Here is a 20,377-nt window from a genome sequence, read left to right as displayed (position 1 = left end):
GATCCTTTAGTTCTCAAAGTCTTCGATTGGAGGGCAGGAGCAGACGAGGTTGCGGTCGCCCGCAGCACCGTCGATCCGTCCGACGGGCGGGAAGTACTTGTCCTGCTTCAGGCTCGGCACAGGGAAGGCTGCCTGCTCACGCGGGTAGTCACGCTCCCAGGCGGAACTTACGACGGCGGCTGCCGTGTGGGGTGCGTTGCGAAGCGGGGAGTTCTCCACGGAGAAGTCTCCGGCGGCAACCTGCTCGATCTCGGCCCGGATGGTGATCATTGCTTCGATGAAGCGGTCGATCTCGGCGAGGTCCTCGGACTCCGTCGGCTCAACCATGAGCGTGCCCGCAACAGGGAACGCCAGCGTGGGGGCGTGGAAGCCGAAGTCGATCAGTCGCTTGGCCACGTCCTCAGCCGTCACACCCGTACGTGCCGTGAGTTCGCGGAGGTCCAGGATGCATTCGTGGGCAACGAGACCACCTTCACCCGTGTACAGAATGGGGAAATGCTCGTCCAAGCGTGAAGCAACGTAGTTCGCCGCGAGCAGCGCGGACTTGGTGGCCTCGGTGAGTCCTTCGCCGCCCATGAGCTTCACGTAGGCCCAGGAGATCGGGAGGACGCCGGCCGAGCCGAAGCGGGAGGCCGAGATGGCAACGCCGCCTTCCGAAGAAGCAGCATTGTTGGCATCGCCCGGCATGAAGGGTGCCAAGTGGGCCTTCGCAGCAACGGGGCCCACGCCAGGTCCGCCGCCACCGTGCGGGATGCAGAACGTCTTGTGCAGGTTCAGGTGGGACACGTCCCCGCCGAACTTACCCGGCTGGGCCAGCCCAACGAGCGCGTTGAGGTTCGCACCATCCACGTATACCTGGCCACCGGCCTCGTGAACGGCATCGCACACCTCAACAACGTCGGCGTCGTACACACCGTGCGTGGACGGGTAGGTGATCATGATGCAGGAAAGCACATCGCGGTTGGCCTCGATCTTCGCAGTGAGGTCCGCGTGGTCGATGGTGCCGTCGGAAGCGGTAGCCACCACGACAACCTTCATGCCAGCCAGCACAGCCGAAGCAGCGTTGGTGCCGTGGGCCGACGCCGGAATCAAACAAATGTTCCGCTGCGAATCGCCGCGGGACAGGTGGTAGCCGCGGATCGCAAGGAGGCCGGCCAGCTCCCCCTGCGAACCGGCATTGGGCTGGATGGACACCTGGTCGTAGCCGGTGATCTCCGTCAGGTCGGCTTCTAACCCAGTGATCAGCTCACGCCATCCGGCAGTCTGCGAATCCGGGGCGAACGGGTGGATCGAGGCGAACTCCGGCCAGGAAATGGCCTCCATCTCTGCGGTCGCGTTGAGCTTCATGGTGCACGAACCTAACGGGATCATGGTGCGGTCCAGCGCGAGGTCCCGATCCGACAGCTTGCGGATATAGCGCAACATCTGCGTCTCGGAACGGTGCGTGTTGAACACCGGGTGCTGCAGGAAGTCCGAGGTCCGGACAACATCTGAAGGCAACTCGAACCCGGCCGCGTCCCCTACCGGACCTGCGCCAAAGGCGACGGCGACCGCGGAGAGGACTTCCGGCGTCGTGGTTTCATCCAGCGAAACACCCACGGTGTCTGCGTCGATGTGGCGGAGGTTGATGCCGCGTGCCTCAGCGGCGCCGATGACCTTGGCGGCCTTGCCCGGGACGCGGACCGTGAGGGTGTCGAAGAAGGAATCGGAGACAAGCTCGCGGCCAGCCTTCTGCAGTGCGGCAGCCAGGACACGCGCGTGGCCGTGGACCGTTTCGGCGATCGCCTTCAGGCCGTCCGGGCCGTGGTAGACCGCGTACATCGAGGCGACGATCGCGAGCAACGCCTGCGCTGTGCAGATGTTGGACGTGGCCTTCTCACGGCGGATGTGCTGCTCGCGGGTCTGCAACGCGAGGCGGTAAGCGGGCACGCCGGCGTTGTCCTTGGACACACCCACGATGCGGCCCGGAAGTGTGCGCTCCATGCCGTTCCGGACGGCCATGTAGGCAGCGTGCGGGCCGCCGAAGAAGAGCGGCACGCCAAAGCGCTGGGCGGTTCCGACGGCGATATCCGCACCTTGTTCACCCGGGGGCGTGATGAGGGTGAGCGCCAGCAGATCGGCGGCGACCGTGACCAGGGCACCGCGTTCCTTCGCCGCAGCGATCACGGGAGCGTGGTTGAAGACCCGGCCAGAAACGCCGGGCTGCTGAAGGACGATGCCGTTGATGTCGCCGTCGGGCAATCCCGTTGAGAGGTCCGCAACGAGAACCTCGAAGCCCAACGCCTCGGCGCGGCCCTTCACGATCGCGATGGTCTGCGGGAGGAGGTCGGCGTCCAGGACGGTCTTGCCTTCGCGTGCCCCTGCGGACTTGTTGGCGCGGCGCATGAGCAGCACGGCCTCGGCCACGGCGGTGGCTTCATCCAGCAAGGAGGCGTTGGCGATCGGCAAGCCTGTCAGGTCCTGCACCATGGTTTGGAAGTTCAGCAGCGCTTCGAGGCGGCCCTGGGAAATCTCCGGCTGGTACGGCGTGTAAGCCGTGTACCAGGCCGGGGATTCCAAGATGTTGCGGCGGATCACCGGGGGCGTGATGGTGTCGTGGTAGCCCTGGCCGATCATCTGCACCGCGGTCTTGTTCTTCGCCGCGAGCTCGCGCAGTTCGGCCAGGACCTGGGTCTCGCTCAGCGCTTTCTGCAAAGTGAGCGGCGAGGACTGGCGGATGGAATCGGGGACAGCGACGTCCACCAGGCCGTCTACGGAGTCGTACCCGATGGCCTTGAGCATGGTGTCAACATCGGCGTGGCGGCGGGCGCCGATATGCCGGTCCGCGAATGCGGTTGGGGAGGATTGAACAGTCAAGAGGAACTCCAGGATTCAGGCGCCCGCTGAGCGCCATGGTGAATATGGGTTCCTCCCCGCTCTGTATTGGACCTGAGAGATTCCGCGAACTGTGGTTCCACATAGTTCACTTGCACCGTCGGTGAGCCCGGTTGCCCGGACTGCTTTCCAGAGTTGCCTCGCCGCGGCGGTACATGGGCCTGAGAGATTCCTGGGGAGGATTTGCTCCTACGGCGCCTGACTGGATGTACCGGCAGGACTCTCCCGCCGCAGATCAAAAGCGTTTGCGCCACCTCAGTGACACGCTTCACACCATAGCGGGTCACGTCGAAAAAGCGCAAGGCAGGTGTTCTCCCGGAGGCTAACCGTGCATCGCCTCGTGGATCTGCAACGCCAGCCACAGCTGCGCCAACGTTGACGTTTCACCCATGTCCAGGCCCGTCAGCTCGCCGATTTTCCGGATCCGGTAGATGATGGTTTGCCGGTGCGTGAAGAGCGCGGACGCCGTTTTCTGCCAGGATCGCTGCGAGTCCAAATACGTCTTCAGGGTGACCATCAGGTTCCCGTCCTGCCGTTGTTCGTAGTCGAATATCGGGCCCAGGAGACGTTGGACAAGGGCCGTTCCTTCCTCGTATCCGGTCAGCCCCAACCAACTGGGCCCCTCGGAATACCGGGCCAGGCCCAGCTTGTTGGCCCTGGCCGAACCGAGCGCCCAGAGCGACTCCTGCAGCGCCTGCTGGAGTCCACCAACGGCGGCGGCGGAGCTCACGCCAATGGTGGTTCCGGCCCCGGCGCAGTGCGTCAGGAGTTCATCGGCGGCCTCCGACGCAACCACCACGTGCAGCCGGTCGTTCCTCCGCAAGGAGGCCGCCGGAGTCCCGTGCCGCCACAGTTCGATGTGCACGTTGGCCAGCCTGTCGCCGTCGTCCGCTGACATCGAGGCGACCACGAATCCTTGCGGTGGCACCCCGAAGGCCTCCAGCCGCCGCTCAATCTCGCCGGTTCCGAGTCGGCCGTCCAGTGCTTGCAGCAGGAACTCGCCGGCCAGCCGGTGCCGCCCCTCCAGCGAGAGCACAATGCGCGCCAGCTGCAGTCCCAGCACGGTTGCGGCATGCAAAAGTACGACGGCGTCAGGGTGCGGTTCGCTGGTAGGCAGCACCACCAGGAGCGCATTCGCGTGCGTGGGAATGTCCATGGTCAACACGTGCCTGCCGCGGATCCGGTGCCATTGGAAGTTCTTGCCCGCAACGGAGACCTGGCCCGGCTGCGGCGACCATTCGTCCACCAGGAAGCCCGGCAGGCGCTGGCCCTCGGGGTGCCAGGGGTGCAGGCAACTCCGGTCCACCACGAAGAGCTCGGCGTCCAACTCCGTGGCCAAGCGCAGCACCAGGCTTTGCCAGTGGTCCTCGGAGGCACCGGCGGTCCGGAGGAGGTCGTAAACCCGGGCTGTTTGGCGGAGCCTGCGGGACTCCTCAAGCAACGATGACTCCGCGACGGACCTGGCGATGGCAATGAACGGAAGCGGGTACGGGATGTTGATGAGGGGCAGCGGTAAGTCCTCGCATGCGGCAAGGAACTCGTCGGTCAGCGGGGGTGCGTGCATCTTCTCACCGATGGCCAACGCGCTTGCGCCGGCGTCCACCAGGGCTTCGGCGAGCGCCACCTGCCCGTCCGCGTCGGCGGGGATGGAGAGCCCGTTCGTCATCATGAGTTCGCCGCCGGTGACCCATTCCCAGAGGCGCGGCAGGTCCGAGGTATGGGCCCAGGTGATGCGGTTTCCTGCCCCGCCCGCCCCGGCCAGGAGGGTGAGTCCAAGCTGGGGTTCGGCGACGAGTTCGGCCACGGTGATCGCCATGGGATGCGCTCCAGTTCTGCGTACTTTCGGGGTACTTAGACGTTCGTCTAAACCGATTCGTCAGATGTAAACAATGCACGAATATACGCGGTGACGCGCATCACGAAAACTGGAACCACTAACTTCACCCGCTCAATGACGAGCATTCACGAGAGAGGGTTGGCAATGAGCGCAACCAGCAACCTCATTGATGACGCCCCACTAACCCGGTTCCACAAAAAGTTGACGTTCTTCGCGTCCGGCGGACCATTCATCGACGGCTATGCACTGTCCATCATCGGCATCGCACTGATCACCATGGCTCCTGGCCTGGACCTGTCCCCGGCGGAGATTGGCCTGGTGGGCGCCGCAAGCCTGGTAGGCATCTTCTTCGGTGGCGCGGTCTTCGGTTGGCTAACCGACAAGATCGGCCGGCACAAAATGTACATCGCAGACCTCATCGCACTGGCGCTGTTCTCCGTCCTCAACGGTTTCGCCACGGATATTTGGCAAGTGGTCCTGTGCAGGTTCTTCCTGGGCATGGCCATTGGAGCGGACTACCCCATCGCAACGTCGCTGCTCGCGGAATTCCTGCCCAAGAAGCATCGCGGACGCCTCCTCGGCGCCACCTTCGTGGTCTGGGCCATCGGCGCCGCCGCAGCCTACGCAGTGGGCTACCTGTTGCGCGACGCCGGTCCGGATGCCTGGCGCTTCATGGTTGCCAGTCCGGCAGTATTCGCCGTCATCACGCTTCTGTGCCGCCTGGGCACACCTGAATCACCGCGATGGCTTCTCTCCCGCGGCCGCCGGGACGAGGCCGATGCCGTAATCAAGAAGGTGTACGGCCCGCAGTACGGCCTCAGCGACATCTCTTCCGATAGCGAAGGACCTCAGAGGCAAGGCAGTTTCCTGGACATCTTCAGGGGCCAGTTTTGGAAGCGAACACTTTTCGTCTCGATCTTCTGGACTGCGCAGGTCATCCCGCTCTTCGCCGTTTACACCTTTGCCCCGGATCTCCTGACGTCCTTTGGCATGCACGGCGATGCCAACCTTTACGGCGGCTCGTTCCTGATTTCCATGCTGTTTGTTGTTGGCGGCATTCCCGGCCTCTGGCTCGTGGAAAAGATCGGACGCCGAAAGCTGCTCTTGTGGACGTTCGGCATCATTGTGGTTGCCTTGGCGATTCCGGCCTTTATCCCCAACGTGGACGCAGCACCGCTCTTCATTGCCTTGGCCATCTTCGCGCTGGCCTCCGGCGCCTCCAGCTTCCTTGAAGTGGTGTATCCCAACGAGCTGTTCCCCACAGAGATCCGTGCTACGGCCGTCGGCTTCGGCACGGCGATCAGCCGGGTTGGCTCGGCGGCCAGCACCTACCTGATGCCCCTGGCCATCGTGTCGTTCGGAGCAGCCGGCTCGCTGCTCATCGGCGCGATCATCTCCCTTGTGGGGCTCGTTGCCACTTTCCTCCTGGCTCCCGAAACAGCCAACAAGTCACTGCACGAGCTCACCTCCGAAAAGAAGCCTCCTGCACCATCAGACCCCAAGATCAACGAAGGATCCCTGTCATGAGCAACCACCAAGCAATCGGTCCCGTCGACGCCACTAAAATTCCCCGTTTCGCCGGACTGGGCACGTTCGCCCGACTTCCACAACTGGACCGCGTCCCGGAGTACGACATCGCTATTGTGGGCGTTCCGTTCGACGGCGGAACCTCCTTCCGTCCCGGGGCCCGCTTTGGTCCGGCAGCTGTCCGTGAAGCGTCAAGACTGCTGCGCCCGGGCTACCACCCCGAACTCGACGTTGAGCCCGTCAACGAAGTGCAGGTTGTGGATGCCGGCGACATCGCCTGCACGCCCTATGACATCGGCAGGGCCGTCAAGGAGATCAAGGAGCAAGCCAGGCCTCTGATCGCCCACGACAAGAAGCTGATCACTATCGGCGGCGACCACACCATCGCCCTTCCAATGCTGCAGGCGGTCAACGAGGTCCACGGCCCGGTGGCGCTGCTCCACTTCGATGCGCACCTGGACACTTGGGATACCTATTTCGACCAGCCCATTACGCACGGGACCATCTTCCGCCGGGCCTTCGAGGAGGGCCTGCTTGTTGAGGACAAGTCAATGCATGTGGGCATCCGCGGGCCTGTGTACGACCGCAACGACTTTCTCCGGGACCACGACTTCGGATTTCAGATCATCCGCTGTTCCGACCTTGACGTCATCGGCGTCCCGGCGGCGATCGAACGGGTCAAACAACGGCTGGGAGATACGCCGGTCTACGTCTCCATTGATATCGATGTCCTGGACCCCTCTTACGCTCCCGGCACCGGAACGCCGGAAATGGGCGGCCTGCATTCCCGTGAACTGCTTGCCCTGCTCCGCGGCCTGAATGGCATCAACATCGTGGGTGCGGACGTGGTGGAAGTGGCTCCCGCTTACGACCACGCCGATATCACCAGCGTGGCCGCTGCAACAGTCGTCTTCGACTTGCTGGCACTCATGGTCAATCGTGGAAAGGTGGCTGGAGCGAACGAACTCGCTATGGAGGCTGCCACAGCCTGACGTATTTAGCACAGGCGTGCTGCGTCAACCACAGCAGAACCACGACGTCGGCACCCACCAAGGTGCCGGCGTCGCCCGCTGTCCGCTCCCCCCCGGCCGCTGGACCGGGGCGGAGACCGCCGGGTGTGGCGGCAGCGATAGTAGGAAGTACCGGGCGCCGCCTCTGGGATAACGACGCCCGGACCCCCAGCGGGTGCCCAATGCATGCCACCCGCCATTCCCACGAGGGGTATGGCCGGATCGCCATGCGTGCGGTCCCGCCATGATTAGTAAAGTTGCTTACTATCCCTCAGCGCACGAGTAGTCGGTACTCATGTTTTTGGACGCGCGGCGGCGGGACTACGTGGTTCGCGATCAGCCGGCATCGCCCCATTGATACCTGCGAGTGGTAGTTTGATCTCTGCTTGAGCCATACGCACCGTACCGATCAGAGGACTTTCCATGTTTAAGGGATTCAAGGACTTCATACTCCGCGGCAACGTGATCGAGCTGGCCATCGCCGTCGTCATCGGCAGTGCCTTTACCGCGCTGGTTACCGCCTTCACCAACAACATCATCAACCCCGTCATCGCAGCTGCGGGTGGCGTGAACGCCGACGGCCTGGGCTTCCGGATCTGGGCCGACAACGAGGCCACGTTCGTGAACTTCGGCGCCGTGGTCACCGCCTTGGTAACGTTCATCATCACCGCGGCCGTGGTCTACTTTATCTTCGTGGCGCCCATGAACAAGATCAACACCATGGTCAAGGACCGCCTTTCCGCGGCTGAACCCGAAGAGGAGCCCATCCCGGCGGACACCGCGCTCCTGGCCGAGATCCGCGACCTCCTCAAGGAAGCCGCCGCCAACAACGCCCGCGGGCAGCGCGACCTGGACGAGGATTCCGTCCGTTAGGACGCCCGCAGCGCCTCCCTGTCGTTGCGGTCAATCCGCCCGAAGCCCGGCATCCCCCAATGGGAGGGTGCCGGGTTTCTGCGTTTCCGCTGACGCCCAGGAATCGGGGTGGACCGTCCCGGAAAAATCCTGCCGCGAGACCGTGACGCAGCAGCAACGCCCACGAAACACGCGCCCGTCAGCATGGGTTCATGAAGCCCAACGCGAGCTCTCCCGCCACCGCGGACCTCCTGTGCGAGGTCTGCGGTCAACTGCCGGAACCGCCCAAGGCCCGGCTCACCCTGGCCAATATCGCCGTCATGCTGCCCATCGAACTCCTCGTCCATGCGGCGGTGGTTGAAACCCATTTGCCGTACGTTGCCAAGGTCCTGCTGCTCACGGTGACTGCCACAGTCCTGGTGATTTGGGTGGCCGAACCGTCGGCGGCGAAGGTGCTGCGTCGCTGGCTCCACGCCCCGGCACTCAAGCACCGGCACAGACTGCAGAGCTCCCCCGCACTATGGCGCGCCAGAACCCTGCTGCGGGACGAGCCCGGGTCCTTGCAAAGAATCACACGATCCTTGGCCAAGCTCGACGCCAACATCCTCAGCATCCACGTCCATCCCCTGGATGGCGTCGGACGCCCCGGCACGGTGATGGATGAGTTCGTCCTGTCCGCCCCCGGCCAGCTCACCGAGCACGAGCTGCTTCAGGCCATGCACGACGGCGGCGGGCATGAGTCCCACGTTTGGCCTACCACCGCGCTGGCCATGGCAGACGGCCAAACCAGGGCGCTGAGCCTCGCGGCCAGGATTGCCGGGAACCCCACGGAACTCCCCTTGGCCGTGGCCGAGTTGCTGTCAGCCCGCGTGGTCCCCTTGGATCCGGAGCATCCGGCTACGGAGGCGGATGCGGCCATCGGACGCTCCGCGGACATCCTGAAGATCCCTACTGCCTGGCACGGGCCGCTGGTGTTCTCCCGCCCCGGGGAACCGTTCACGCCAGCGGAGTCGGCGCGGGCGCACAGGTTGGCCGAACTTGCGGAGATCCTGGCATACGGTCCGGCGGGTCGTAAGACCTGATGGGTCTCGCAGTATCCCAAAACTGCAAGCCGTGACGAGCGGCCGTCCCAGCGAAACCCGGTAAATCCCCTCGATTTACCGGGTTTCCGCACGTCACGATGGGTGCCCGGGAAGTAGCTCGGCATGAGCGGCAAGCCTTAGTCACAATTTGTTGGCAGCATTTGTATACCAAATACCTTGACAGTGCTTCCCGTCACATCTAGCGTTGTTTTTGGGATCCCAAAACGGGATCCCAAAAGATCCACCACCGGCTGCGGCCCCACCTCATCAACGGGCAGGGACCGCAACAGTTGCCGCCGGCACGGGTCAGGCTGCAGCGGTATCCCGCCCGGCTCATCCCCCCAAGAAAAGCCCCAAGACATTCCATCCCGTTGACTCCTACTGAAGGAGAAGCTGTGTCTCTCGAAAACACGCAACTGGCAACCCAGGACAGCGACCAAAAACCCGGCAAGGACGGCGTGCAGCGACGCACCAACGTCCGCTGGAAGCTCTTCATCCTCTTGTTGGTCCTGGTAGCGGTCAATTACATCGACCGCGGATCCATCTCCGTAGCCCTCCCCATCATCCAAAAAGAATTCAACCTCCCGCCTGAACTGGTGGGCTTGCTCCTCTCGGCCTTCTTCTGGACGTACGCCCTCATGCAGATTCCCGTTGGCTGGCTGATCGACAGGTTCGGCCCCCGCAAGGTGGTCACGGCCTCCTGCGTCGGCTGGGGCGCCGCAACCGCCGCATCCGGTTTCGCCGGTGGATTCCTCAGCATGTTCATTGCCCGGCTGGGAATCGGCGTCACCGAAGCGGGCGTCATGCCTGCCGGCGGCAAGCTCAACGCCATCTGGATGCACCGGAAGGAACGCGGCCGCGGCGCCACCATCCTCGACGCCGGAGCTCCCCTCGGGGCCGGCCTGGGCGGCATCCTCATCACCTGGCTGATCGCTTCCACCGGCAGCTGGCGGATGTCCTTCATCATCGCCGGTGCCGCAACCGTCCTCATGGGCCTTGCCGTCTGGTGGTACATCCGCGATAACCCCCGCCAGCACAAGGGCGTCAACGACGCCGAGGCCAGCTACATCGAGGCCTCGCACGCCGAGGAAGATGCCGAAGCCGCCCGCGAAGGTGCCCGCGGCAAGCGTGCCCTCCTCCCCTACCTGAAGTTCCGTTCCTTCTGGGCCATGTGCTTCGGTTGGCTGGGCTTCAACGGCGTGTTCTACGGCCTGCTCACCTGGGGTCCGCTCTACCTGGCACAGGCCAAGGGCTTCGACCTGAAGACCATCGGCTGGTCCACGTTCGTGATCTTCGGCGCCGGGTTCGTCGGCGAAATCCTCGGCGGTGCCATCGCCGACAAGTGGCGTGCTTCCGGCGCCTCGGCCAACAAGGTCATGCGGACCCTTCTGGGCGTCTCCAGCCTCGTGGTGGTCGGCGGACTCGTTGGCGTTACCGTCGTCCCGGACCCGATCACCGCCGTCGTGCTCCTCTCGGCAGTGCTGTTCTTCCTCCGCTGGGTTGGCCTCTTCTGGTCCATCCCGTCCATCCTGGGCGGCCGCACCAACGCCGGCGTCCTGGGCGGGGCCATGAACTTCAGCGGCAACATTGCCGGGTTCATCACCCCGATTGTGGTAGGCCTGATTGTCGGGGCCACAGGCTCCTACACCTGGGCCCTGCTGTACTTCGTTGGATCGGCAGTGATCATGGGCATCTCCGTCCTGGCGCTGGATTACAACAAGCGGCTCCCGGTCTGACTCGCACTCGCCGGGCCGGCCGCGGGTCCTGAACCACCCAAGGCCGGACACCGCCGGGCCGGGCGCATAGCCTTACACATCACGGAAATGGAGCTGACATGCTGACCGCAGAAGACACGAACACCACGGACCGCCCCCTCCGGGAATCCGTGCGTGACACGCTCCGTGCCCGGATTTTCGAAGGCCACTACGCGCCCGGCACCCGGCTGGTGGAGCGGGACCTCGCCGCCGAATTCAACGTCTCCCGCCTCCCCATCCGCGAAGCCCTCCGGATGCTCCGGCAGGAGGGACTCATCCGGGACCGCTCCGGCCGCGGTACCGAGGTCAGCGGCCTGAGCCCCAAGGACGTGGAGGACCTGTTCGACGTCCGGCAATCCCTGGAAGTCCTCGCCTGCCGGCTCGCCGCGAAGCGTGCCACGGCCGAAGACCTCCAGCACCTCGCCGGACTCCTGGACCAGGCCGAACACTTCCTGGCCAAGGGATCCATCCTGGAAGCCCACCGGGCCAACAGCGAATTCCACGATGCCATCACCCGCATCGCCAACAACGACTTTCTTCGCTCGGCGCTCGAACCCCTCCAAGGCCGTATGCACTGGCTGTTCCGCCACGTCAGCGACCTTCCCGAACTGATCCGCGAACATCGCGAACTCTACGCAGCGATCGCCAGCGGCGACGACGACCGCGCTGCCGCCCAATCGGCGTCGCACATTGGCAAGTACCGCGAGCAGTTCCCGGAGGATTACAGCGCCACCGAGCCCCAACCCAGAAAAGCACGGAAGAAACCATGAAACTCCTGGTCATCAACCCCAACATCAGCGACGACGTCACAGCCCTTATCGAGGCCGAGGCACTCCGCTCGGCGAGCGCAGGCACTGAATTGATCGTCCGGACTGCCGGGCACGGCATGGAATACATCGAGACCCGCTTCGAGTCGCTCATCGCTGCCGGAGCGGTTGCGGAGCTGATCGCGGAATACGCTTCCGGTTCGGAAGCAGCGCACGACGGCGGCCCTTCCGCCGGGCGCGATCACGCCGGTTCCGCTGTGGACGGCATAGTCGTGGCCGCCTTCGGTGACCCTGGGATGCCCGCCCTCAAGGAATTGGTGGATGTGCCGGTCATCGGCATCACCGAAGCCGCACTCTGCGCCGCAGCGTTGCAGGGCCAGCGTTTCTCCATCATCGCCATCTCGGACCGCATCCAGGCGTGGTACCGGGACTGCGTGGAACGCTTCGGCTTCAGTGGCAGGCTCGCCTCCATCCGTTCCATCAACCAATCCCTCAACTCAATCGGCTCCGTGCAGGCCGATTTCAAGGAAACCCTCCTGGCACTGAGCCGGCAGGCCGTCGCGGAGGATGGTGCCGACGTCGTAATCCTGGCCGGTGCGCCGCTCGCCGGACTCGCCCGGGAGCTCGAAGGCCGGATCCCGGTTCCCGTGGTGGACGGCATTTCGGCAGGCATCCGCATGACCGAGGCCGTGGTTTCGCTGAAGTCCGGCGCCCACCGGGGCGGTTCGTTCGCGGCCCCGCCCGTCAAGGCGCGGCGCGGCCTCTCCACCAACCTCGACGCCGCCCTGGCCGCAGCCCAATCGGCCCAGCTGTCCGGCATCGCCAACTAAGAACCAGCAAAGGAGGACGACGATGTCCCAACTCCCAGACCTCGTGATCGCCAACGGCACGGTGGTGAACAGTTTCGGGCGGCAGGCCGCCCACGTAATCGTCGACGGCGGCAAAGTCACCGGCCTGCTCGACGCCGCGGAACCCGTACCCGCCGCTGAGCGGACCATCGACGCCGTCGGCCTGCTGGTCATCCCCGGCGGCGTGGACGGACACTGCCACGTAGCCCAAGTGACCGGGCGATTCCGTACCTTGGACGATTACGCCATCACGTCCACCGCTGCCCTGTGGGGCGGAACCACCACCATCATCGATTTCGGCATCCCCCGCGATGCGCAGGAAACCCCACTCGATGCCGTCCTCAACAAGAAGCGGCTCGCCCAGGAATCCCGTTGCGATGTAGCGCTGCACGGTTCCGTGATCTCGTGGGACGAGACCGTGACATGGCAACTGGAGCAACTCGCTGCCGAGGGTGTGCGTTCCGTGAAGATGTACACCACCAACCGCGGCTCCACCATGGCTGACAACGACACCATCCTGAAGGTCATGCGGGAGATGGTGCGGCTCGACGGGCTCACGTACATCCATGCCGAGCACGATGCCATCATCACCGACTGTACCGAAGAGCATGCGGCCGACGGGCTCATCGGGATCGAACACCTGCACCGGACCCGGCCCGAGCTCGCCGAGGAGATTTCCGTAAAGGAGACGCTCGCCATGGCCGAGTACACCGGGGCACCCGTGTATTTCGTGCACCAGTCCACGCCCGGTGCCGTTGATTTGGTGACTGATGCCCGCTCGCGGGGCTTGCAAGCCTACTCCGAGACGTGCCCGCACTACCTCGCCTTGGACGACACCGTGTATGGCTCGACGTTCCCGGAGTGGTACGCCTGCTGCCCTCCGATGCGGAGCGCCGAAACTGTGGCTGCCCTGAAGGAGCGCTTTGCTGCCGGCGCCATCCACGCCGTTTCCTCGGACCACTCCTGCTACGACCTCTCGCAGAAGCGGGAGCGCACCGACGACGTCCGTTTCATGCCCCATGGCCTGCCCGGTGTCGAGACCCGCATGCCCGTCACGTTTACCGCCCTGGTCACGGAGGCCGGGGGCTCGGTGGAGGACTTTGTAGAGGTCTTCTCCGCTGGTCCCGCCCGGATCAACGCGCTGCCTTTCAAGGGTGTGGTTGCGGAGGGCTTCGACGCGGACCTGGTGATCTTTGATCCTGCCGTTCAACGCGAGGTCGACGGCGGCGCGCTGCACATGGGGACAGACTTCTCGCCATTCGAAGGGAAGACGCTGAACGGTTGGCCCGCCGTCGTGGTCTCCGCGGGACGCGTGGTCCTGGATGCCGATGGTTTCCACGATCCCGGCCCAGTGGGACGTTTCGTCGCCCGGAATGGCTTCACGGAGCACCAATCAATCCCCGTCCCAGTTTCTGCCTAGGAGTTTCTTGATGCCTACCCTTGACCGCCCTACCCGGATCGGCATGATCGTGCCGTCCTCCAACACCTGCCTGGAACCGCAGACCTACCGGATCCTCGGCGACCGGCGGGACATCACCATCCATTCCACCCGCATCCCCGTCACCCGCATTGCCCTGGATGATTCCTCGGACAAGCAGTTCGACGGGTCCGTGATGCGCGCCGCCGCCGAACTCCTTGCCACCGCCAACGTAGACGTCATCGCATGGAACGGGACCTCAGGATCCTGGCTGGGGGCCGCGCACGATCACGCCATTGTCCAGGAGATCACCGAAGCCACCGGCATCCCCGCCACCACTTCAACACTTGCTTACTTGTCGGCATTTGAAGCTTTTGGAACCGAGCGGATCGGCTTGTTCACGCCGTACACCTCGGACGTTAATGACGCAGTGATCGCTTCATACGCCCGTGAGGGAATCAAGACCATCGACCACCGGCACCTGGACCTCAGCGACAACGAGTCATTTGCCCGGGTGACCGACTCGGAGATGCTGCCGGGCTCGCTCGAACTCGCGGCGGCCCATCCCGACGCGCTGGTTTACCTCTGCACCAATCTGTACGGAACCAACATCACGGCGGAGGTGGAGACCCGCACCGGAGTACCCGTTCTCGATTCCGTGGCGGTCACCCTCTGGCATGCCCTGAAGCTGGCGGGCGCACCCCTGCTTGATACGAAGTGGGGCCGGCTGCTGGCTTAGCTGGGAGCACGGACTGAAGCGTCTGTGGAATCCGCCCGCAGACGCTCAGTCCTTATCGATCTGATCGAGCAGCTTGCCCAGGGCGTCCCTGATGTCGTCGTGGTCGTATTGGCCGGCGCGGCTTTCCGCTGAACTGACTCCGCAGCGATGGATCTTCTTGAAGTCGCCGATGGGGAACTTGTAGTGGCCCTTCTGGTCATCCGGATGCTCATCGTCGACGCCGAGGTACCACTTGCCGTACTCAGCGAAGTCGTGTTTTTCCAGGAACGTGTTCTCTTCCTTCGTTGACGGCGCGTGCTCGCTCCAGTCATCGCGCTCGTCCTTGGCAACCTTGCCGTCCCGGATCAGCTTCTTGGCGTGGTCGAAGGCTTTCTTGTTGAGTTTCACTGTCACTGTGCACCTTTCTCTACAGCGTCATACACCGCCCGCAGGACTTCTGGTCAGGGCGTCCTGGCGTCACCATCAGCAGCGTCTTCTGCAGTTTGTACATGAAACCATGGATTCCACGAGATGCAATGCAGAGCGAAGCCTGGCGGCGATCTCCCTTGGGAGTCAGTTTGGAGCCTTCCGGGCTCCTGCATTGGCTGCCCTGAATTCGCTTTGGTACGCGAGCACTGCGTCTAGCGTCCAATCCTTCAAGATCGCAAGTGTCCCGCTGCGAAGGGGACGCAGGTTCACCAGGGGGCTCGACGGAAGTGAGTATCCGGAGCGGTTCGCCATGTACGTCAAAACTCCCACTGGCGGATACCACAGTGGGTGGCCTTCGTTCTGCTTTGTTACCTCGTATCCGAAGACGCCACCGCGCGCGGGCTCCCAGATGTCGGCAAGTGAAGCGACGCAGTCTACAAGGGCGGCCCGTCCAGGAATGAGAGCTTCGACAAACTCCAGCTTGAATGAATCCCGGGATTGCGCACCTTGTTGCCCATCGGTGACCTTGATGTCAAATGGACAAGCCGTCCGCCCTGTTCCTTCGAGGAAACCGAGGACTGACACACGATAACCCCATGTTGGCCAGAAGCCGCCTGCATCATCTCTGCGCGCGCCGTCTTCCACTCTCGCGGCTACGTCTTCAAGGGACCGAGGGAGTGAATCATCTGCAGCCTGGCTCCGTCCTGGATAAAGGACATCGACCCATTCCAGAGGGCGCGTATCTAACTGTTCCAGGACATCCACGGACGACAATATCCGCCGCGCAATCTCAACTGGTGTAGCGAACCTCCCCCCGAGATGGAATCGAAGATCAATGTCATCGAGATTCGCGTCGAACAGCTCGTCCCGTATTGGTTCATCCACGAGGCGTCAGCTCCTTAGGCGTCCGTTGGGTATACCCTCGTTGACGGCGGCGAACGCCTTCTTATACTCCAGGTTGGCCTCGAGCGTCCATTGCTTGAGCACGGCCACGGTGCCATGCGTCAGCGCTCTTAGGTGTACGAGGGGGCTTTCCGGGACGGTGTAGCCGCTGTTGTTGGCAAAGTACGTGAGTACTCCGACGGGTGGGTAAAGGATCGGATCGTCGCGATGCAGCTTTGCCAACGCCTGCCCGCTGACCGCACCGCGGACGGGTTCCCAGATGTCAATGAGCGCGCAGAACCCGTCGATGATCACCTCACACCCGGCCACATCCGCCTCGGCAAAGCCCAGTTTGAATGAGTCACCGGAACGGGGGCCAGGGCATCCGTCGGTGACGGAAATGTCAAAAGGGAATACTTCTCGCTTGGATCCCGCGAGAAAGCCAAACAGAGAAACAAAATAGCCGAAACCCGGGTGGAACTTACCGGCGTCGTCCACGCGAGCCCCATCCTCGACGCTGAGCGAAAGATCCTGAAGGCTTCGAGGCAGAATGTCGTCGTTGTGTGTTCGCTGGCGCGACGCATTGGCGTGCGCCCATTCCATGGGGCGAGAGTCCACCGTCTCCAGGAGTTCCACCGTGGACATGACCCTGGCGGCTATTTGCTCAGGGCGAGCGTCTCGACCCCCCAAAAGCAATCGGAGGCTTACTGCCCGTAGCGCGGGGTCAAAGAGTTCCGAGGCAATCATTGAAGGTTTCCGATCCTCATAGGATTTATTGTCTTGATCAACGTCTCTTCTGCCCATTTGACGATGGCCCTCTGAACTGCGGCCTTGCCGTGGAACCCTTCGAAGAGTCCTCGGTACACCAGATCGTAGTTGCCTTTGATTTCTTGGAAGATCTGGATGGGTGGGCGTCCCCGCCACAGGTGGCCGTCGAAGGCGATCGATTTCTTTTCGCCGGTGGCGGTGATGTAGTCCGTGACGTATTCCGAAGCGTTGCCTTTGGGTCCGGTGGCTGTGACCCCGGTTGCGAACGCCTGGTCCGGCGCACCGTTAGGGCTTCTTCCAGCTGGTTCTTGCCAGGTGCCGGGGCTGCCGTCGGTGTCTCCGATGGTGGTTTGGAGGTCGGGGTGGCGGCCGGGGAGGGTGTGGTCGCCGAGGCGTGGTCGTAGGTGCCGGGAGGGCCGGACGGCTTCGTGAGAGAGGCCCCGTGTGGGGCGTGTACTGCTGCTGACCAGGGCGGTACGTCCCAGGTGAATCGGTGGCCCGTCGATGGGTGCGATATCGCTTGGTTCCCACCACTTCGCGGCCATGTCCGGCGTCTTCCCATACCGTCCGTTGTCCCGACGCCGACGAGCAGCCAAGTACCAAGCGTCCCGTCGGTTCGCGGCCAAAGTGGTCACGCCTTGCGGGTGTTCGTGATCTTGACCCGTTCAGCGCTGTCGCTGGTTCGAGGTCGCCAGTACAGCCATGCGAGAAGACCGGCGAGTGGGAGGGTGAAGAGGCAGATCAACCAGAGCGCTTTGGTGACCTGATTCATGGACCCATGTCGGAGGACGTCGAAGATAGCCCAGATGACGGAACCCGCGACCAAGACCGCAGACACTGCTGCCGGTCCAATCACGACCCATTGCAACGATTCCATGTGTCCCGTCCATAAACTCAGATTGCCGGTATCGGAAAGAACTGCATTCCGGGCGGGCTGTCATGCACGCCCCTGCTGACTTCATCGCAGAGGGAAGAACGGCGGCAGGCCGCGGGGCGCTATGTAAGCGTCCTGAATCTCCACCAGCGACATCTTGGCAATGTACGAGAACTTGATGAGATCTGTAAATTCTCCGCGGCAAATGAGACCTGTGGAGTCCTCACTTAGTTTCGCCAAGTGTCCCTCTCTCGTAAGAGTGAAACCCGGAGCAACGCTTTGTTCGGTAAGAGGCGGTCGTGCAACCACGAGAAATGAGTTTCCGTTTCGACCTCTGAGTATCATACAGAGCTCATTGACCATGAATCTTTCCATAGCCCCGACTGCGGATGTTTCGAAATACAGCTCTTCCTCTGCACCTCGTTCAGACTGGCTGAGAAGCAACATCGTGCCACGACGAAAAAGATGCAATCTGAGATCGTGGCCGGTACGCAAGAACCATGTCCCGTCGGGGGCGCTCCGCCAGGCAGCAGAACATGACCGGGTTGCGAGGTCGTCGATCCGATTTACTATCAGATCTAGAGATTCTTGCATGATCTACAAACCTCATCTTCCAACGGCTTCATTGCGAAGCTCGATACTCTGCTTACTGTTGGCCTTACTGAGAACCGCAGTGTGAGACGCAGCAACGAGATTGGCAGGTCTAGCCGTATGCCCGTCGAGGTGCACCCTTATTTCATGTCAACGGAAAGAACGGCGGTTTGCCCTCTGGCGCGGCGTAGGCTTCTCGAATCTCGCGCGGCGTCATTTTTGCGTAGTGGGAAAAGACCACTAGATCCAAGTCATCGCCGCGATAAATCTTTCCCGTGGCGGTCTCGGTTAGGGTAGATACCGGGCCGTCGCTGGCAAGCACAAACCCCGGAGCTGTGTCTTTCAACGTTAGGGGAATGGGGACAACAAGCAGCATGGGGAGATCCGCGTCTCCGCGAATGTGCATGCACAGCAAGCGGGCAAGGAACAACTCAACCGCTTCAGCTTCAGTCGACTCAAATAGAAGAAACTCCTTCCCGCCTTTGTCGGATTCTGCTATCACGATCACAGAATCGCTCGTATATAAACGGAGAGTCGCCTCTGCCCCCATGGCTATATACCATGAGTCGTTCTCCTCCTCCTGCCATAGACCTGAATCGGATTCCTTGAGTAATTCAGTGAGATTGGAACAGATTTCGTTTAGCGATTCTAGAGATATTGTCATTTTTCTAAGATTCCTACTTGGATCAACCGTTCAACGCTGACATTTAGTCCGTTAGCATCCTTTATTACCATCTGTAGACCGCCCCCTTTGCGTCCGAAAGCTGGAGCGATACGGGCACTTCAATGCTCCAGCCCTTCGCGTCCGGAGGCCAGGCATCAACCAACTTGTACTGATAGTATTTATCACCCAATTGTGCAACGGGTAACGAACGTTCTTCGAATGTAGCTGGGACCCCGTTCTCGATCACTCCAATAAATCGACCACTTTGGGGGCCAACGCGATCCATTTGACTACCGAACTTCTGAACGAAGGCAGATAGATCATGAAACTTCTGAAGAGTCTCAAGTATCGCACCGTCGAACGGAGGATAAACGTGACGGGGCTGTCCGTTCTTTTCGGGACCGCTGTATCTAATCTCGTACTCATACTTGGTGAAAGGACGGCCGTAACCGTTATCGTCGCGTCCCCACCGGGCCTCGAAGTCGGTACGCAGAGCCATGACTTCGCGGTTCTTGTCGGTGAATTCCGGGTAGGGCGGATGCTCTCCATGCACGGCCCGCGGTTCCCCATAGACCTCTGCAGCCTGCACCGGACCCTCAAGGTGTGCAGGGTCTGATGTTGGCCTTCCGGATGCGTTGACATCAACGGACCTATCCTCGGTCTGCAGCAGCTCGTCGGCGCCGTGCCCAAGCGTCGCGGAAGGGCCAACATGGGTGCCCGGCCCTGGACTGTGCTCAGGAGCCTCAGGCGCGGCATGTGACGAACTTGCCGCCCGCTCAGGGGTTGCCGGATTGAGGCGTTGTCTTAGGCGTGCTTCGTCAATCCCGCTGGTTCTGGGCCCGAGTTCCGGGGGTGGGGTGGTCTTTGTGCGGTTGATATCGTCAGTCCAGATGCCTTTGGATTGGGCCGGCTGAACGTTGAGGTCTGGGGTAGACACCTCCTTGGACCATTTGGCCGTCTGCCCATCCGCCGGTGTCAGCTCCTCGGGGAGGCCGGGGGACTCAGGTGTGGCCCGCGGGATTTCGTAGTCGTCGACGGTTTTGCCGACAGCGGCTAGGTGGGACTCGATACGAGCCGCGGCCGCCTCGAGTCCTGCCGTCCCCGAACCGGCTTTCACGGATGCCGAGGCTGCTTCGCCGCCGACCTCCGCAACCGAGGCTGCTTTGGTGGGCAGACTACGGAGCCGATTGGTGAGGGCTGTGAGGCGGGCCTCGAGGGTGAGGCCGCCACCGGCGCCCCCGGTTGCTGCGGTGGCGAGGTCGAAGGTGGTTTGCCCGCCGGCACGCCAGTAATCGGTGGCCCATTCGTCGGCGTGCACGGTCTCCCGGATCGCGGCGGATGCGGTCAGGAGCGCCTCGATATCGCCCTCGTCCATGTCCGTGAAGCCACGGTCGATCACGGCCTTGGACCGGAACACCGCAGCACCCAAGGCCCCCACACCTTGCCAGGCCTGGGCTTGTTGGGTTTTGTCTTTCGTTCCGAA

General features: G+C 62.7%; 18 protein-coding genes and 1 riboswitch. Of the genes, 9 read left to right on the top strand and 9 right to left on the bottom strand.

The window, feature by feature from the left end; genetic code table 11:
- Positions 1–6: 6 nt before the first annotated feature.
- Positions 7–2,856, bottom strand: coding sequence for an aminomethyl-transferring glycine dehydrogenase (gene gcvP / locus ACIPV6_RS21970; protein ID WP_400272932.1), 2,850 nt, complete (start codon positions 2,854–2,856; stop codon positions 7–9).
- A gap of 157 nt (positions 2,857–3,013) precedes the next feature.
- Positions 3,014–3,112, bottom strand: a riboswitch (glycine riboswitch).
- Positions 3,113–3,196: 84 nt separating this feature from the next.
- Positions 3,197–4,690, bottom strand: coding sequence for a PucR family transcriptional regulator (locus ACIPV6_RS21965; protein ID WP_400272931.1), 1,494 nt, complete (start codon positions 4,688–4,690; stop codon positions 3,197–3,199).
- Between the two features lie 165 nt (positions 4,691–4,855).
- Here ACIPV6_RS21965 and ACIPV6_RS21960 point away from each other — a divergent pair, with 165 nt between their 5' ends.
- The 9 genes from ACIPV6_RS21960 to ACIPV6_RS21920 all read left to right on the top strand — a co-directional run bounded on the left by ACIPV6_RS21960 (position 4,856) and on the right by ACIPV6_RS21920 (position 14,707).
- A complete protein-coding gene (locus tag ACIPV6_RS21960; protein WP_400272930.1) occupies positions 4,856–6,238 on the top strand; it encodes an MFS transporter in 1,383 nt (460 codons plus the stop codon).
- The gene (speB, locus tag ACIPV6_RS21955; RefSeq protein WP_400272929.1) at positions 6,235–7,230 is read left to right on the top strand and encodes an agmatinase; all 996 of its coding nucleotides are present in this window, start codon (positions 6,235–6,237) and stop codon (positions 7,228–7,230) included. Before ACIPV6_RS21960 ends, speB begins: the two co-directional genes overlap by 4 nt.
- 441 nt (positions 7,231–7,671) lie before the next feature.
- A complete protein-coding gene (mscL, locus tag ACIPV6_RS21950) occupies positions 7,672–8,121 on the top strand; it encodes a large conductance mechanosensitive channel protein MscL (protein ID WP_400272928.1) in 450 nt (149 codons plus the stop codon).
- 191 nt (positions 8,122–8,312) lie between these two features.
- Positions 8,313–9,182, top strand: a complete 870-nt coding sequence (locus ACIPV6_RS21945; RefSeq protein ID WP_400272927.1) for an amino acid-binding protein — start codon at positions 8,313–8,315, stop codon at positions 9,180–9,182.
- Positions 9,183–9,577: 395 nt separating this feature from the next.
- A complete protein-coding gene (locus ACIPV6_RS21940; protein ID WP_400272926.1) occupies positions 9,578–10,918 on the top strand; it encodes an MFS transporter in 1,341 nt (446 codons plus the stop codon).
- A gap of 98 nt (positions 10,919–11,016) precedes the next feature.
- Positions 11,017–11,706 (top strand): GntR family transcriptional regulator, encoded by a 690-nt coding sequence (locus ACIPV6_RS21935; RefSeq protein WP_400272925.1) that lies wholly within the window; start codon positions 11,017–11,019, stop codon positions 11,704–11,706.
- Entirely contained in the window at positions 11,703–12,533 is an 831-nt protein-coding gene (locus ACIPV6_RS21930) for an aspartate/glutamate racemase family protein (RefSeq protein ID WP_400272924.1), read from the top strand. Before ACIPV6_RS21935 ends, ACIPV6_RS21930 begins: the two co-directional genes overlap by 4 nt.
- Positions 12,534–12,555: 22 nt before the next feature.
- Positions 12,556–13,971, top strand: a complete 1,416-nt coding sequence (locus ACIPV6_RS21925) for an amidohydrolase family protein (RefSeq protein WP_400272923.1) — start codon at positions 12,556–12,558, stop codon at positions 13,969–13,971.
- A 10-nt stretch (positions 13,972–13,981) separates the two neighbouring features.
- The gene (locus ACIPV6_RS21920) at positions 13,982–14,707 is read left to right on the top strand and encodes an aspartate/glutamate racemase family protein (RefSeq protein WP_400272922.1); all 726 of its coding nucleotides are present in this window, start codon (positions 13,982–13,984) and stop codon (positions 14,705–14,707) included.
- A 45-nt stretch (positions 14,708–14,752) separates the two neighbouring features.
- On the opposite strand, the gene ACIPV6_RS21915 is transcribed toward ACIPV6_RS21920, so the two are convergent.
- The 7 genes from ACIPV6_RS21915 to ACIPV6_RS21885 form a co-directional block, all read right to left on the bottom strand.
- Positions 14,753–15,100 (bottom strand): hypothetical protein, encoded by a 348-nt coding sequence (locus ACIPV6_RS21915; protein ID WP_400272921.1) that lies wholly within the window; start codon positions 15,098–15,100, stop codon positions 14,753–14,755.
- A gap of 906 nt (positions 15,101–16,006) precedes the next feature.
- A complete protein-coding gene (locus ACIPV6_RS21910) occupies positions 16,007–16,600 on the bottom strand; it encodes a hypothetical protein (protein WP_400272920.1) in 594 nt (197 codons plus the stop codon).
- Positions 16,601–16,740: 140 nt separating this feature from the next.
- A complete protein-coding gene (locus tag ACIPV6_RS21905; protein ID WP_400272919.1) occupies positions 16,741–17,391 on the bottom strand; it encodes a hypothetical protein in 651 nt (216 codons plus the stop codon).
- Positions 17,392–17,396: 5 nt separating this feature from the next.
- Positions 17,397–17,642 (bottom strand): PLD nuclease N-terminal domain-containing protein, encoded by a 246-nt coding sequence (locus ACIPV6_RS21900; RefSeq protein WP_400272918.1) that lies wholly within the window; start codon positions 17,640–17,642, stop codon positions 17,397–17,399.
- Between the two features lie 81 nt (positions 17,643–17,723).
- Complete coding sequence (locus ACIPV6_RS21895; RefSeq protein WP_400272917.1) at positions 17,724–18,233, bottom strand: Imm61 family immunity protein; 510 nt, start codon at positions 18,231–18,233, stop codon at positions 17,724–17,726.
- Between the two features lie 142 nt (positions 18,234–18,375).
- A complete protein-coding gene (locus tag ACIPV6_RS21890; protein WP_400272916.1) occupies positions 18,376–18,894 on the bottom strand; it encodes an Imm61 family immunity protein in 519 nt (172 codons plus the stop codon).
- A 64-nt stretch (positions 18,895–18,958) separates the two neighbouring features.
- The coding region (locus ACIPV6_RS21885; RefSeq protein ID WP_400272915.1) for a hypothetical protein at positions 18,959–20,377 on the bottom strand (1,419 nt) is incomplete at its 5' end.

The organism is Paenarthrobacter sp. NPDC089988, from assembly GCF_044748465.1.
Taxonomy (GTDB): domain Bacteria; phylum Actinomycetota; class Actinomycetes; order Actinomycetales; family Micrococcaceae; genus Arthrobacter.
The sequence above is the reverse complement of the archived record's forward strand: the minus strand, read 5'-3'. Positions and strand labels throughout refer to the sequence as shown.

Excerpts from the sequence above, each read along its gene's own strand:
- ACIPV6_RS21965 (WP_400272931.1), bottom strand. The coding sequence starts at position 4,690 with ATGGCGATCACCGTGGCCGAACTCGTCGCCGAACCCCAGCTTGGACTC.
- ACIPV6_RS21960 (WP_400272930.1), top strand. The coding sequence starts at position 4,856 with ATGAGCGCAACCAGCAACCTCATTGATGACGCCCCACTAACCCGGTTC.
- speB (WP_400272929.1), top strand. The coding sequence starts at position 6,235 with ATGAGCAACCACCAAGCAATCGGTCCCGTCGACGCCACTAAAATTCCC.
- mscL (WP_400272928.1), top strand. The coding sequence starts at position 7,672 with ATGTTTAAGGGATTCAAGGACTTCATACTCCGCGGCAACGTGATCGAG.
- ACIPV6_RS21945 (WP_400272927.1), top strand. The coding sequence starts at position 8,313 with ATGAAGCCCAACGCGAGCTCTCCCGCCACCGCGGACCTCCTGTGCGAG.
- ACIPV6_RS21935 (WP_400272925.1), top strand. The coding sequence starts at position 11,017 with ATGCTGACCGCAGAAGACACGAACACCACGGACCGCCCCCTCCGGGAA.
- ACIPV6_RS21930 (WP_400272924.1), top strand. The coding sequence starts at position 11,703 with ATGAAACTCCTGGTCATCAACCCCAACATCAGCGACGACGTCACAGCC.
- ACIPV6_RS21925 (WP_400272923.1), top strand. The coding sequence starts at position 12,556 with ATGTCCCAACTCCCAGACCTCGTGATCGCCAACGGCACGGTGGTGAAC.
- ACIPV6_RS21920 (WP_400272922.1), top strand. The coding sequence starts at position 13,982 with ATGCCTACCCTTGACCGCCCTACCCGGATCGGCATGATCGTGCCGTCC.
- ACIPV6_RS21910 (WP_400272920.1), bottom strand. The coding sequence starts at position 16,600 with ATGGAATGGGCGCACGCCAATGCGTCGCGCCAGCGAACACACAACGAC.
- ACIPV6_RS21900 (WP_400272918.1), bottom strand. The coding sequence starts at position 17,642 with ATGGAATCGTTGCAATGGGTCGTGATTGGACCGGCAGCAGTGTCTGCG.
- ACIPV6_RS21895 (WP_400272917.1), bottom strand. The coding sequence starts at position 18,233 with ATGCAAGAATCTCTAGATCTGATAGTAAATCGGATCGACGACCTCGCA.
- ACIPV6_RS21890 (WP_400272916.1), bottom strand. The coding sequence starts at position 18,894 with ATGACAATATCTCTAGAATCGCTAAACGAAATCTGTTCCAATCTCACT.